Origin of the sequence: Mesorhizobium sp. M0239, assembly GCF_040321815.1 — a bacterium.
Lineage (GTDB): Bacteria > Pseudomonadota > Alphaproteobacteria > Rhizobiales > Rhizobiaceae > Mesorhizobium.
Map to the genome: position 1 here is coordinate 57,649 of NZ_JAMYSG010000011.1, position 12,827 is coordinate 70,475.

A 12,827-nucleotide genomic window follows, 5' to 3' on the forward strand; every position below is an offset into this window, starting at 1 on the left:
AGGGCCAGGCGATGCTGACCTCCAGGGACACATTCGAAGCCTTCACGGGCTGAGTCCCCCTCGCGGCGCCCGTCACCTCGGCGTGAATTTCCCGGTGCTGACGACCCTGCTGACCATCCTGCAGGCGGATCCTGTTTGTGCTGATCGTGCTGTTCGTGACGGCAGCTTATTTGAGGATTGTCGAGGAAAGGTAGGGGGCGAACGGGCCCCAGACGGATAACTGCCTCCGACCCGTGGCAGGCTCTAAATTGTTCGGAGCAGCGGCCTCACGCAAGATTTCGGCGACGCCAACCCGGTTGCGAAACTTGTGAGTTTTGCAGCAACCTTGTTGGCGAGAGATACAATATTTTGTATACCTTGAACGGTCGCTGGGCGTTCCTAGCTGAGCAGGCTAAGGATCCGCAGCGGATGCAAGTTCAGTTGAAGCAGCTAAACGGAAGTTGGAACCTGGGGTATGCGCTGCACAAGCACACCCTTTCGAGTGTCTATTTGGGCGATGACGCATACGGTCATGCTCAGTTTGATACGACGCGCTCCGAACCAGGCGAAGCCCTCTTCAAGCTCAAGTATCGCAGTGATTGGGCGCAGGTTGGCCCGATCGCTGCGCAAGTCCAAACCTCGTTGCTGCCTCTTTTCCAGAATGTCGGGCTAATCATTCCTATGCCTGCATCGACTGTCCGGGCTCGCCAGCCTGTCAATGAGATCGCCAACGAGCTCGGTAAACTCACGAATATTCCGGTCTTCAACAGCGTCGTGGTAAAGGCCGAGACGCCGGAGGGAAGCCCACAACTCAAAAATATGAATACCAGGGAGGAAAAGGACGCAGCCCTGCAAGGACGGTTTTCTATAAATCCCAGCATAACAAACGAGGGCCGTTGGAACGCTTTGCTGCTCGACGACTTATTTGACACTGGTGCAACTATGGATGCGGTCTGCCAGGTCCTTCGAACCTACCCAAAAATTGGCCAAATCTATGCAGCCGCCGTTACGTGGAAGTAAGCCCATGACCACTGTATTCATTGCAGGATCGATCGCTATCAGCAGGCTTCATGAGAAGGTCAAAGCGCGGATTGAAAAAATCGTCGCTTCAGACCTAGACATTGTCGTCGGCGATGCTGACGGCGCAGATTCTTCTATCCAAGAATGCCTTCTTGCTTACGGAGCAAAACGAGTAAAAGTTTATTGCAGTGGCGATCGTCCCCGAAATAATCTTGCCGACTGGCCTATTAATAATGTCTATTCGAAGGCAACGCCCGGCAGTAGAGCGTTCTATACCGCAAAAGACCTGGAAATGGCTCATGCCAGCAATTATGGCCTCATGATTTGGGATTGCAAGAGCACAGGAACGCTGAGTAACGTAGTCGAATTAATTAGGGAAGAGAAAAAATCTGTTGTTTTTGTCAACAAAAATAAGGAATTTATTACCGTATCTAATGTTGATGGACTAAATCATTTACTTTCGTTCATGTCGGACCATGCTCGCGCAAAGGCCGAGGAAAAAATCGGACTTTCCTCAAAAATCGCGGCCATCTCACCGCAGCAATTCTCTTTGGCTATGGAAGAAAATCAATCCAATCAAAAGCCTGATATAGCCGTCACGCCTGCAGTGGAAGACGCAGATCTGGCACGCACCGCAAACATGAAGCTTCGATCTACTTTGATGGAAGCCATCGAAAAACATGTTAAGGCGCAGGGATGGACGCAAGCAGAGGCTGCACGCAAACTTGGTGTTACGCAACCACGCATTTCTGACCTCTTGCGTCACAAGACCGGGGTGTTTGGTCTTGATTCGCTTGTTAACATGGTCGCGGCTGCCGGCCTGCACATCGAAGTTCGCGTAGCAGCATGAACTATTCCTGTCGCAAAAAATAGCGACCGCTCCCTGCATATCGCCCCGCGCAGACATGAGATGCCCGAAGGGGCTGACGTCTGGAAAGGCGGTTCTGTAGTCACTGGTGATCGCTTCCGGCCATCGGAACGATGGGATTCATATCGCAACGATCGCGCTAACTTCAGCCAACAGAAGCGGCGATAGGCCAAGGCTGTCGGGTGGTCGGGTCCTTAGCCATTGAAGGGCGGCTGCGACGTCGAGATCCTTCCGCGCGGAAAGCTCGTTGAGCTTCATCGCGGTGACTCGCGAAAGCCCAAGCGCAATGAAACTGATCATTGTCTTGTCGGATGCTCCGACTTCTAGATAGAGAGGAAGCGACGGGATGCTCGCTACGAGGTCGACCATTCCTGCACTGTCGAGCGCATGTACCAGGAGAGCGCTGTAGCAGCCGAACAAGCGAACCGCCTGAAACCGAATTTCGGTCTCGATCAGATCGAGCGTGTTACGAATAATGGTCTGCGGAGCCTTCTTGGCGTCGCGTTTGATTTGTTCGTCGATGATCTGCGGAAGGGGCAATCCTCGCATCCATTTGATCGCCATAAGAGCATGAAAACGATGTAAGCCTTTCGACGTGTCGATTCCAAGAATGATCTCATGGCACAGCTCAAGAATACCCGCGTATGACTGGAAGGCTTCGCTTTCACGCGGGTGACGCGGAATGAGAGTCTTCGCTGCATCGACGCCCTGGCCAACAGTCACCTTGAGACGGGCAAAGAGACGCTGCTGCTTGTGCGCCGAAATGTTGGGCGTGCGGCGCAATATCTCGGCCGGAATGGACACCATAGCTTCGGCCGCCATTAGTGCAGCTGACAAGGCCCGGGCCTCAGGACCGTCTGCAGCAATGCCAATTCGTGCAAACGTGGTGGATAGTTCGCCGCGCTTGTGGTCGGAATAGAGGCGCCCGAAGGCAGTCTCAAGATCGGGTTGATCTCTCAGACCGGCTGCTACCTGATCAATAATGACAGTGACAAGCTGTGCCTCATGCTCCCTCACGCTGGTCTCGATAGCCGGGACGACAATGGAATCCTTCGGACCATCCAAAGGTTTCTTCTTCCAATTGGCGTAGTCGATGAGAAAAATATTGCCTTGGAATTCGCGCCGCAGGCGACCGGCACGGCCGGAGAGGTTCCAAAAATCGGTGGATTCAAGCGCGTTGGTACGTCCTTTCTCGGGGGCGTACATGAAAATGTTCTTGGCAGGCAGATTGACGCCTTGAAGAAGCGTACTGGTACATACTAGGTAGTCGATATAGCCAGAAGAAACAGCGGCTTCCACGGCTCGGCGAAGCTGCGTCGGGATGTTCGAATAGTGAAAAGCGATGCCCCGTTTGACGCATTCCACAAGGACATAATTCGGGTGAACCGCCTCCTTGGCAAGTTCGGCCAAAGCTAGCTGCTCCGTGGTGGGCTCCCGATCAGAGAAGAGGTCCGCCAGCTGAATCGCTATCTTCTCTGCCTCTGCGGCGCCATTGGCGTAAACGATATTCGATTGGCCGAGTCCAAACCGAGCAGCAACGTGCACCAGCTTCTCCACGCGGCTCGCAATCGTTTGATTTAACTGGAGGCTGATTACTTCGACAGGTGCTGCAGACCCGTCGCCGATGGTATGGACAACTATTCGGCCCTTAGTCGCAGAGTCGATTTTTAAGGTAAGAAAGTTCTGCGCGACGGTGGGCTCGACCGACATGAATTCAACCACGTTTGGCAGGCCGAACAGTCGAGCAAAGACACCGAGGTTTCGAATGCTGGGGCTAGCAAAAAGTATCTGAGTCTCGGGATTGCGAGCCAGCAAGTCGTCAATGACCCACTGAAGAAGAACCCCGCGAGCTCCATCTGCGATGGAGTGAGCCTCGTCGACCACTACCACATGCATATTGAAATCGGGATGAGCCGCAAGCGCAAGTTGAATGCGCTCCTGTGTCATGACGTAAATCGCTCGAGTCGGAAGCGCCGTTTCCGCGTCAATCGGGATCGTGACGATATCCGGAACCTGGCCAGCGAAACCTTGGAATTGAGTAGCGAGATCTTCTGCCACTTGGCCGATGAGCGCACGTGTAGGCACGAGGTACACAACGGATTGGGGTCGGTCAGCAGCGAAGAGCGACGATAGGTAATTTTGCAGAACGTAAGATTTTCCGGCAGACGTGGGTGCGGCCAGTGCAATCCGTTTTCTGGCTACAAGGCTCGTCCATAGGTCGTGCTGAAAATCGGTGAGATAGATCTTCTGCTGATTGACGGCGATTTCGCGCCCGTCGGCTGAGGCAATCTCTTCGGCGGCTAGAATCAGTGGCAGTGACGGCCGGGCATGGGCAACTTCCGACCGCGTGCTAAACGACGGAAAATTCCCAAGCCGCGCGAGGACAACACGAAGCGCCTGGTCCAACGGGAGTGTCGATGCGCCAAAAAGTTCATACGTACAGGTCGCCACGCGGAATGCCGTCTTGCGGTGCCGCTGGTCGCTCGAGCATGAGAGAATCGCAGCGGCGCGGATTAGCTTGCTTGCTTCCTCTGCAGTGACGATGATCTCCTTGGCACCGAGTTCCTTGCGCAGCCACGCTAGCTCGATGCGGCGTGAAGCCTCATGAAAGTTCGCGTTGCTCCAAACCTTCTCGATTAGCTCCAGGGTCATGATTTCCAGCCGATCTTGGCCTGAAACAGATCGCGCAATTCCTGGACCGAAGGCACTGGGAAGAAGAAAATCTCTATGGGACGGTTGACCAGATTCGCCGCCTTGATGGTCTGTGCCAGCTTGGGTGCCAAATCCTTCAACTTCGCTTCCGCGAGTTTTACGAACTCAGCGTCGGTCTTCTCGGGTTGTGTCGACGCCAGTGCTTGAAAGGCGTCAAAATTGAAACCAAGCAGACAGGTCGTCACGTCATGGCGTTCATTGTAAGCGTCGTCGTAAGGGTCAAGATATTTGAGGATGGCCGATTTACTTGCGTCATTCAGGCCGGAAAAATCGATATTCCGCTGCACAAGCTCAATCTCGTGCTGCATTTTAGCGGGCTCCAACGCGTCTGTGATTGATGAAATTGCTGCGGCTATCGCGTCGCCGACGTCCGAATAGAGTTTCGACTCTCCCCAATATAAGAGCAGCCGTGATTGCTCGGCAGAATAACGCACATGGATACCATCCGAGCCATGTACGGGCATCTCTCGGTTGGTCTTTAGGGACATTTTCGCAACCAACTGCGGCGCGTCCAAAACCCACTCAGTCAATAGGTACAAGAGCAGCTCGCCGGCTTCGCCACTACGGTTGGTGGCTTCATTGGCGCGTTTGAAGAGCGCCTTTGCGGATTCCGAAAGCTGCGAGATCTTAAATTTAAAATCGTCCACGCTCACTTTGCCGTAGAGGTCGTCGACGGCCTTAACGTCTGATCGCGGCAACGCGAAGGATGTTAAAAAATGAACGACGGCATCTACGAGTTCGTGGACGGTAGCCTTTCCCTGTCGGAACGCCGGAAAATGCAGTCGCAGGACTACACCTTCACATTCGCACTGGACGGTGTGTTCGAGTGCCCGAAGGCGCGGTAATAATTTCGAGTAATCACGCCGCAGACCTGCAAGAGCGACCTCCAAATCCAAAGCCTCATACTCTGCATTCTCGATTGCCGTCACGTTGTCCCGCAAATCAATCCAGTGAATTCACGCACGTTGGGGCTTTGTTAGTATCAAATGCAAGTGGGCGAGACCAATTTAGTGGTGCACAGGATCAAGAGCCTGCTGTGTCACGACGACAACAGAATGGATGCTTTGTTGGCTCAAGCGTAATCCGGGCGAACGTGGGGCCAATAAGCGGAGGATTTGTATCAATTTGCCGAGTTCATCCTGGCTTGAGAAGCCTGGAATGACGCCTAACAGTTGAGTGGCTTCTTGAGCGGAATGAACGTCAGTGTTTATTGCACACTAGAGACATTGCTGAGTTGTCGCCTCTCGCCGATTCAGTGGTGTTCTGCTCTTACCCATCCCCCTCACATCGCTACCCCCTCCGCCTCCATCGCCTTGCCTGCCTGCAGGTCTTGCGAAAGTCCGGCCGCCCCTCGCGTCATGCACGACGTCGTTGCTGGCGCCCAGCGGCAACTCGGTCGGAGGCCGAGGCGACTACACACCGGCAGTATCATCGACGCACTGATCCTCATCATGCTGGCGACGCTGCTGTCGATCCTGCAGATGCCGGAGGTGACAATCGTGCGGTTCGTAACGGCGGCTTATTTGCGGATTATCGAGGAACGGTAAGTGTTCGCTCACCCCCCCGCCAGCCTCGGCAACAAAAAAATCTCCGCTCCCTGCGGCAGCTTCTTCGACCACGTATCCCTATAGATCGTCCCGTCGATCGCAACCGCGATGCCTTTGTCGATCAAGGGCTCGAGGCCGGGATACTGTTCAGCCAGCTTCCTGAACAGTTCCCTTATGTCCTTGGCCTCGATCTCGACCTTGCTGTTGCCTCCGGCGGTCGCGGCGAGCGAGCCCCAGAGCGTTACTTCGACCATTCGCGAGACCCCTATTCGGGATGGAGCATGATGTTATCCGAAAACCGCCTCGCACTTTTCGGCATCATGCTCTAGCCGCCTCGATCGCCGCCAGGATGCGTGGCGGCGACATCGGGATGTGGGTCATGCGCACGCCCGCGGCGTTCGACACCGCGTTGGCGATCGCCGCCAGCGGCGGCACGATCGACGTCTCGCCGACCCCGCGCACCCCATAGGGATGGTTGGGGTTGGGGATTTCGAGGATCTGCGTGTCGATCATCGGCAGGTCCGAGCAGACCGGGATGCGGTAGTCGAGGAAGCCGGCGTTCTGCAGCCGCCCGTCCTTGCCGTAGATATACTCCTCGTTGAGCGCCCAGCCGATGCCTTGCGCGGCACCGCCCTGGTACTGTCCCTCGACATAGGTCGGGTGCACCGCCTTGCCGGCATCCTGCACCACCGTGTAGCGGATGACCCTGGTGGCGCCGGTCTCGGGATCGACCTCGATATCGCAGATATGGGTGGCGAAGGAGACGCCGGCGCCATCGGCGACGAGCTCGCTGTGGCCGGCGATCGGTCCGCCGGTCTTGCCCGATTCGACCGCGATCTCCTTCAGCGACAGCTTGCCGAGATTGCCGTGCTTCTCGCCCTTGGCAATCGCGTGGCCCTGTTCCCAGACCACGTCGTCGACGGCAATATCCCACATCTGCGCAGCGCGTTCGCGCAGGATCAGAATCGCATTGCGGGCGGCCGAGATCGTCGCCATGGAAGACGAGAAGGTGCCGCGGCTGCCGTCCGTCATGTCGTTGTAGCCGAGGCTGGAGGTGTCGGCGACGATTGCCTTGACCTGGGAATAGTCGATGCCGAGTTCCTCCGCCGCCACCAGCGACAGCGACGCGCGCGAACCGCCGACGTCGACCGTGCCGACGGCCAGCGAGACCGAGCCGTCCATGCCGATGTTGAGGTCGGTGCAGGTCTGGCCGCCAAAGTTGAACCAGAAGCCGCAAGCCATGCCGCGGCCCTGGTTCGGGCCGAGCGGCGCCTTCATGTGCGGATGGCTCTTCACCGCCTCGAGCGTCGGGCCGATGCCGATCGGGCCGTAGACCGGGCCGTAGGAGGACCGTGTGCCTTCCTGCGCGGCGTTCCTGATCCGGAAGTCGACCGGGTCCATGCCGATCTTCTTGGCCAGCTCGTCGACCGTGCTTTCCACCGCAAACGCCGCCATCGGCGCCGAAGGCGCGCGATAGGCCGCGGTCTTCGGCCGGTTGACCAGCACTTCGTAGCCGACCGTCTTGACGTTATCGAGCTTGTAGCAGGCGAAGGCCGTCATGGCGCCGATCTCGGCCCAGGAGCCGGCATACGGGCCGCAGCTGTAGCGCAGCGTCGCTTCGGCGGCGGTGATCGTGCCGTCCTTGCGGGCGCCGATCTTCACGTCGATCGAGGTGGCGCTGGTCGGGCCCGAGGCGCGGAACACCTCGTCGCGGGTCATCACCAGCTTCACCGGCCGGCCTGCCTTGCGCGACAGCGCCAGCGCCACCGGCTCGGCCCAGACATGGGTCTTGCCGCCAAAACCGCCGCCGATCTCCGAGGAGGTGACGCGCAGTTTCGAGGCTTCCATGCCAAGCAGCTGGGCGCAGTGCTGGCGGTAGACGAAATGGCCCTGCGTGCACACCCAAAGGTCGGCGGTGCCGTCCGAGCTGAAATTGGCCACGCAGGCATGCGGCTCGATATAGCCCTGGTGCGTCTGCTCGGTCTTGAAGGAGCGCTCGACGATGAAGTCGGCGTGGCCGAAACCCTGATGGACATCGCCGTGGCCAAACTGGCTGCGCTTGGTGACGTTGGAGGGTTTTACCGGCTTTTCCTCAAGGCCCTCGGTGAAGATGGCATCATTGATCAAGGGCGCCGTGTGCTTCGCCGCCTCGTCGACATCGGTGACATGCGGCAAAAGCTCGTATTCAATCTCGATGAGCTTCAGCGCCTGCCTGGCGGTGCGGGCGTCGATCGCGGCGACCGCGGCCACCGCGTGGCCGTCATAGAGCGCTTTCGTGCGCGCCATGCAATTGTCGAGGACGTCGTACATGGCGGCATCGCCATCGGTGAGGTCCGGCAGGTCGGCCGCGGTGATCACCGCCTTGACGCCGGCGAGCCTTTCCGCCTTCGAAATGTCGATCTTCACGATCCTGGCGTGGGCGTGCGGGCTTCTGAGAACACGCCCGACCAGTTGGCCGGCCATGTTGAAGTCGGCGCCGTAGCGCGCGCGGCCCGTCACCTTGTCGATGCCGTCGGGACGGATCGGACGCGTGCCGACGGAGGTGAATTTACGTCCGGAAAAACGTGGATCGAAATTCATCTCAGGCTCCCTTCATCACGATGGCCGCGTCCTGGACGGCGCGCACGATCTTGTCGTAGCCGGTGCAGCGGCACAGGTTCCCGGCGAGGCCGAAGCGGATTTCTTCCTCGGTCGGGTCGGGGTTCTTGGCCAAAAGGTCCTTGGCCGCGATCAGGAAGCCCGGCGTGCAGATGCCGCATTGCAGCGCCGCATGCTCGAGGAACTTCTGCTGCAGCGGGTGCAGCGTATCGCCATGGGCCATGCCCTCGATGGTCTCGACGCGGCGGCCTTCAGCCTCGGCGCCGAGCACCAGACATGAGCACACCAGCCGGTCGTCGAGGATGATGCTGCAGGCGCCGCAGTCGCCGGTGCCGCAGCCTTCCTTGGCGCCCGTCAGCCCCAGCCGATCGCGCAGGACATCGAGCAGCGTCTCGTCCGGCTGGCAAAGATACTCGACAGCGTCGCCGTTGATTGTCGTTGAAACCGCAACTCCAGCCATTATTTGCCTCCCGCACGTGCATAGGCGGTCGTGGCGGCCCGCTTGGCCAGCACGCCCGCAACTTTTCTTCTGAATTCGATGGTGCCGCGCTTGTCGTCGATGGGACGGCATGCCCCCGCGCAAACCTTGGCGAGCCGCTCCAGCGTCGCTTCGTCCAGCCTGGAGCCGATGAGCACCTCCGCCGCCTCTTCGACCAGAAGCACCGTCGCCGCCACGGCGCCCAGCGCCACGCGGGCCGATTTGACCACACCGTGCTCATCGAGCGTCAGGTTCACGCCGGCGCTGACCACCGCGATGTCCATTTCGGTGCGTGGAATGAAACGCAGATAGGCATCGCCCGAGCGCGGCGCTTGGCTGTCGAGCAGGATCGCCTCGATGATCTCGCCTTTGGCGAGCGACGTCTTGCCCGGCGCGGTCGGCACGCTCTGCACGGGGACAGTGCGCCTGCCCGCCGGCCCGACGACCACTGCCTTGGCGCCGGCGGCAACCAGCGCCGGCACGCTGTCGGCAGCCGGCGAGGCGTTGCAGAGATTGCCCACGATGGTGCAGCGTCCCTGCACCTGCTTCGAGCCGATCAGCTTGGCCGCCTCGACGACACCGGGCCATGCCTTTTTGAGGGCGGTGTTCTCTCCCAGGACGGCGCAGGGAACCGCGGCGCCGATGCTGAAGCCTTCAGCCGTTTCCCGGATTTCGCTCAAGCCGTCGATCGCCTTGATGTCGACGATCAACTCTGGTTCGGCAAAGCCGCCCTTCATTCTGACCAGGAGGTCGCTGCCTCCCGCAAGGATGGCGGCCGTACCAGCCGACCCGGCCAACTGGCCAACGGCATCTTCTATTGAAAGCGGACGTATGTAGCGCATCGTCTCCCCTTGGTCATCGCGATTTCAGCGACCGTTATAAACAGTCTCCTCATAATGGCCATCCGGTTCCTCATCTGCGGCGATTGGGCCAGGCGCCGCAATATCCAGTCCAACAGACCGAAAGTGGCGCACTGAATGGCAGCAACCGGCTTTGAGACGAGTTTCGTGAAACTTCGGTTGTGGATCAAGTGCGCTCATTCGCTTTTGTCCGCCTTTGGACCGGAACGGCCTTTAGGCCGGGCAGAGCCGCTGCCTGGCCGCCCCGGCTGAAGCCCCTGTGTTCGGCAGCCGCCCGAAACGCCTGCGGCGGCTGGCCAAGGGTACGCAGGAAGGCGCGCCGCATGCGGCCGGGATCGCCAAAACCGGCGGTTTCGGCGATGCGCTCAAGCGGGAGATGGCTGGTCTCGATCGCCGTTCGGGCCGTCTCAAGGCGCATGCGCTCTACGGCTTTTGCCGGCGTGACGCCGGTCTCGGCGGTGAAGGCGCGGGCGAAGTTGCGGGGACTCATGGCCGCGTGATCGGCCAGGCATTCGACGGTCAGCGGTTCGGCCAGGTTTGCCCGCACCCATTCGATCAGCGCGGCAAAGCGCCCGGTTCGCCCGCCCAGCTCGACGAAGGCCGAGAATTGCGACTGGCCGCCCGGCCGGCGCTGGTGCACGACGATCTGCTGCGCGGTGCGGCGCGCCACCTCAGCGCCAAGGTCATCTTCGACGAGGGCGAGCGCCAGGTCTATTCCGGCCGAGATGCCGGCCGACGTCCAGATGTCGCCATCCCTGATGAAAATACGCTCGGCATCCAGCCTGACCTTCGGGTAGCGGCGGTGGAAGTCGTCGCTGCTGGCCCAGTGCGTGGTCGCGCGGCGGCCGTCGAGCAATCCCGCCTTTGCCAGCAGGTACGCGCCCGTGCAGACGCTGCTGATGCGCCGCGCCGAGACGCGCCTCAACCAGGCGACGATCTCGTCCATCGCCTCCATGGAGCGGATGATTTCGCCGCCCGATACGATAACGGTGTCGAAAGGGCCGTCGCGCAGAGGCCTGGTGAGGAGCTTCAGACCCGAAGAGCTTTCAACGTCGCCGCCGCCGGGCGCCAGCAAAACCAGCTCATAGCTGTCCGGGCGGCAGCGCTCCGCAATCTCGAAGACTGTAGTCGGCCCAGCCGCATCCAGAAGCTGGAAACCGGGGTGAACGACGACGGCAACTTGCCTGCGCATGGCAGTATTCGCCCGATTTATGTCATGTCGGACGAAACGTAACGCCGATACCCTCGTCGTCAAGCCATCTGGAGATCGGACCCCATGAGCTGGCGACTTGCCTTGTGGAGCAGTGCCGGTGCCGCCGGCCTTGTCGTGGCGGAGCACGGATTGCTACGCCAACTGGCCCACAGGGCGCTTGCTAGCGCCAGCCACGGTGCCCGCACGGCCGACTTCGTCGCCATGCAACTCGAATATCCCGGGTCGGGCGCATCGCGGTGACGATGCCGTGCTGAAGCGACGGCGGGTGTGTGGCCGTCCTGCGAGCACCGATCTTTCACAGCAAGGGAGTGACTGATGAAAGCATTGATCGCCGGGGCCGGCATCGGCGGCCTCACCACTGCTCTGTTCCTGCATGGGGCAGGCATCGAGGTCGAACTGTTCGAGCGGGCCGACGACATCCGCGAACTTGGCGTCGGCATCAACATGCTCCCGCACGCTGTCAAGGAGTTGGCCGGGCTTGGGCTGATGCCGGCGCTCGACGCGGAGGGGGTGAGGACACGCGAGCTTGTCTACACCAACCGCTTCGGCCAGATCGTATGGCAGGAATTGCGCGGCATCGATGCCGGCTATGAGGTTCCGCAAATCAGCATTCATCGCGGCAGACTGCTGGGGCTGATCCACAGGGCCGTGGTGAGCAGGCTTGGCGGCGACATCATCAATACGGCAAGCCTTGTCGATGCCTTCGAGCAGAGCGAAGGCGGGGTCGTGGCGCATTTCCGCCGGCATGACGGTTCGCGAGGCGAGGCGCATGGCGACCTGCTCATAGGCGCTGACGGGATCCATTCCGCCGTCAGGGCCGTGCTCTATCCCGAAGAAGGGCCGCCGATCTGGAACGGCACGATGCTGTGGCGCGGCGCCACGCCATGGCCGGTCTGGCGCGACGGGCGCACCATGGCGGTTGCCGGCGGCAATTTCGCCAAGTTCGTGTATTATCCGATCGAACCGGATCGCGAAGAGCCGGAGACCAGGCTGACGAACTGGGCGGTGATGGCCAATACCGGTGATAGCGGCACATCACCGCTGCGTCCCGGCGACTGGAGCCGCCCGGGCGTGATCGACGATGTGCTGCCCTTCGTGCGCGACCGGTTTCAGCTTGATTTTGTCGACCCTGCCTCGATCATCCAGGCAACGGATGGCTTCTACGAATATCCGAACTGCGACCGCGACCCGCTGCCGCGATGGTCGTTCGGGCGGGTGACGCTGCTCGGCGATGCGGCGCATCCCATGTATCCGGTCGGGTCGAACGGAGCCAGCCAGGCAATACTCGACGCCGGTTGCCTCGCGATGCATCTGGCCGCGGGACCAACCGTCGAAGCCGCGCTCGCGCGATATGATGGGGAGCGGCGGCCGGCCACATCGGCCATCGTGCTGGCCAATCGGCAAGGCGGGCCGGAAGCGGTCATAGACTTGGTCGAGGCCCGGGCGCCGCATGGCTTTGATGACATCGACGCCGTCGCTTCGCGCGAAGAACGCAAGAGCGTGGTACGCGGCTATGCGTCCCTGGCCGGGTTTGCAAAACCGAATTGACCGG

At 60.0% G+C, this 12,827-nt stretch carries 12 protein-coding genes and 1 pseudogene; 6 read left to right on the forward strand and 7 right to left on the reverse strand.

Going from position 1 to position 12,827, the window contains the following annotated elements:
• Positions 1 to 94: 94 nt before the first annotated feature.
• The 3 genes and pseudogenes from NKI99_RS13520 to NKI99_RS13530 form a co-directional block, all read left to right on the forward strand.
• Positions 95 to 194: pseudogene (locus tag NKI99_RS13520) on the forward strand (ABC transporter permease); the annotation flags it as partial.
• 154 nt (positions 195 to 348) lie between these two features.
• A complete protein-coding gene (locus tag NKI99_RS13525; protein ID WP_352611087.1) occupies positions 349 to 999 on the forward strand; it encodes a ComF family protein in 651 nt (216 codons plus the stop codon).
• 4 nt (positions 1,000 to 1,003) lie between these two features.
• On the forward strand, positions 1,004 to 1,849 hold the full coding sequence (locus tag NKI99_RS13530; RefSeq protein ID WP_352611089.1) for a helix-turn-helix domain-containing protein: 846 nt from the start codon (positions 1,004 to 1,006) through the stop codon (positions 1,847 to 1,849).
• 138 nt (positions 1,850 to 1,987) lie between these two features.
• Here the strand turns inward: NKI99_RS13530 and NKI99_RS13535 are convergent, their stop codons facing one another.
• Together NKI99_RS13535 and NKI99_RS13540 are read right to left on the reverse strand one after the other, a co-directional pair.
• Entirely contained in the window at positions 1,988 to 4,519 is a 2,532-nt protein-coding gene (locus NKI99_RS13535) for a DEAD/DEAH box helicase (RefSeq protein WP_352611091.1), read from the reverse strand.
• Entirely contained in the window at positions 4,516 to 5,508 is a 993-nt protein-coding gene (locus NKI99_RS13540) for a HamA C-terminal domain-containing protein (protein ID WP_352611093.1), read from the reverse strand. The genes NKI99_RS13535 and NKI99_RS13540 overlap by 4 nt, the downstream gene beginning before the upstream one ends.
• A 429-nt stretch (positions 5,509 to 5,937) precedes the next feature.
• Between NKI99_RS13540 and NKI99_RS13545 the strand changes: the two genes are divergently transcribed.
• Positions 5,938 to 6,126: a hypothetical protein gene (locus NKI99_RS13545; protein ID WP_352611095.1), complete on the forward strand. Its 189-nt coding sequence runs from the start codon at positions 5,938 to 5,940 to the stop codon at positions 6,124 to 6,126.
• A gap of 8 nt (positions 6,127 to 6,134) precedes the next feature.
• Here NKI99_RS13545 and NKI99_RS13550 read toward each other — a convergent pair whose 3' ends face one another.
• The 5 genes from NKI99_RS13550 to NKI99_RS13570 all read right to left on the reverse strand — a co-directional run bounded on the left by NKI99_RS13550 (position 6,135) and on the right by NKI99_RS13570 (position 11,254).
• A complete protein-coding gene (locus NKI99_RS13550) occupies positions 6,135 to 6,380 on the reverse strand; it encodes a MoaD/ThiS family protein (RefSeq protein ID WP_013530645.1) in 246 nt (81 codons plus the stop codon).
• Positions 6,381 to 6,444: 64 nt separating this feature from the next.
• Positions 6,445 to 8,706, reverse strand: coding sequence for a xanthine dehydrogenase family protein molybdopterin-binding subunit (locus tag NKI99_RS13555; RefSeq protein WP_352611097.1), 2,262 nt, complete (start codon positions 8,704 to 8,706; stop codon positions 6,445 to 6,447).
• Between the two features lies 1 nt (position 8,707).
• Positions 8,708 to 9,184, reverse strand: coding sequence for a (2Fe-2S)-binding protein (locus tag NKI99_RS13560; protein ID WP_023813348.1), 477 nt, complete (start codon positions 9,182 to 9,184; stop codon positions 8,708 to 8,710).
• Positions 9,184 to 10,044, reverse strand: coding sequence for an FAD binding domain-containing protein (locus NKI99_RS13565; protein ID WP_352611099.1), 861 nt, complete (start codon positions 10,042 to 10,044; stop codon positions 9,184 to 9,186). The genes NKI99_RS13560 and NKI99_RS13565 overlap by 1 nt, the downstream gene beginning before the upstream one ends.
• Before the next feature lie 184 nt (positions 10,045 to 10,228).
• The gene (locus tag NKI99_RS13570) at positions 10,229 to 11,254 is read right to left on the reverse strand and encodes a GlxA family transcriptional regulator (protein ID WP_352611101.1); all 1,026 of its coding nucleotides are present in this window, start codon (positions 11,252 to 11,254) and stop codon (positions 10,229 to 10,231) included.
• Between the two features lie 84 nt (positions 11,255 to 11,338).
• On the opposite strand from NKI99_RS13570, the gene NKI99_RS13575 reads away from it, so the two are divergent.
• On the forward strand, positions 11,339 to 11,515 hold the full coding sequence (locus NKI99_RS13575; protein ID WP_023813351.1) for a hypothetical protein: 177 nt from the start codon (positions 11,339 to 11,341) through the stop codon (positions 11,513 to 11,515).
• Positions 11,516 to 11,590: 75 nt separating this feature from the next.
• The gene (locus NKI99_RS13580) at positions 11,591 to 12,823 is read left to right on the forward strand and encodes a flavin-dependent oxidoreductase (protein ID WP_352611103.1); all 1,233 of its coding nucleotides are present in this window, start codon (positions 11,591 to 11,593) and stop codon (positions 12,821 to 12,823) included.
• Positions 12,824 to 12,827 lie beyond the last annotated feature (4 nt).

Coding starts and splice junctions, on each gene's coding strand:
- NKI99_RS13560 (WP_023813348.1), bottom strand. CDS start 9,184: ATGGCTGGAGTTGCGGTTTCAACGACAATCAACGGCGACGCTGTCGAG.
- NKI99_RS13555 (WP_352611097.1), bottom strand. CDS start 8,706: ATGAATTTCGATCCACGTTTTTCCGGACGTAAATTCACCTCCGTCGGC.
- NKI99_RS13575 (WP_023813351.1), top strand. CDS start 11,339: ATGAGCTGGCGACTTGCCTTGTGGAGCAGTGCCGGTGCCGCCGGCCTT.
- NKI99_RS13580 (WP_352611103.1), top strand. CDS start 11,591: ATGAAAGCATTGATCGCCGGGGCCGGCATCGGCGGCCTCACCACTGCT.
- NKI99_RS13570 (WP_352611101.1), bottom strand. CDS start 11,254: ATGCGCAGGCAAGTTGCCGTCGTCGTTCACCCCGGTTTCCAGCTTCTG.
- NKI99_RS13535 (WP_352611091.1), bottom strand. CDS start 4,519: ATGACCCTGGAGCTAATCGAGAAGGTTTGGAGCAACGCGAACTTTCAT.
- NKI99_RS13550 (WP_013530645.1), bottom strand. CDS start 6,380: ATGGTCGAAGTAACGCTCTGGGGCTCGCTCGCCGCGACCGCCGGAGGC.
- NKI99_RS13530 (WP_352611089.1), top strand. CDS start 1,004: ATGACCACTGTATTCATTGCAGGATCGATCGCTATCAGCAGGCTTCAT.
- NKI99_RS13545 (WP_352611095.1), top strand. CDS start 5,938: ATGCACGACGTCGTTGCTGGCGCCCAGCGGCAACTCGGTCGGAGGCCG.
- NKI99_RS13565 (WP_352611099.1), bottom strand. CDS start 10,044: ATGCGCTACATACGTCCGCTTTCAATAGAAGATGCCGTTGGCCAGTTG.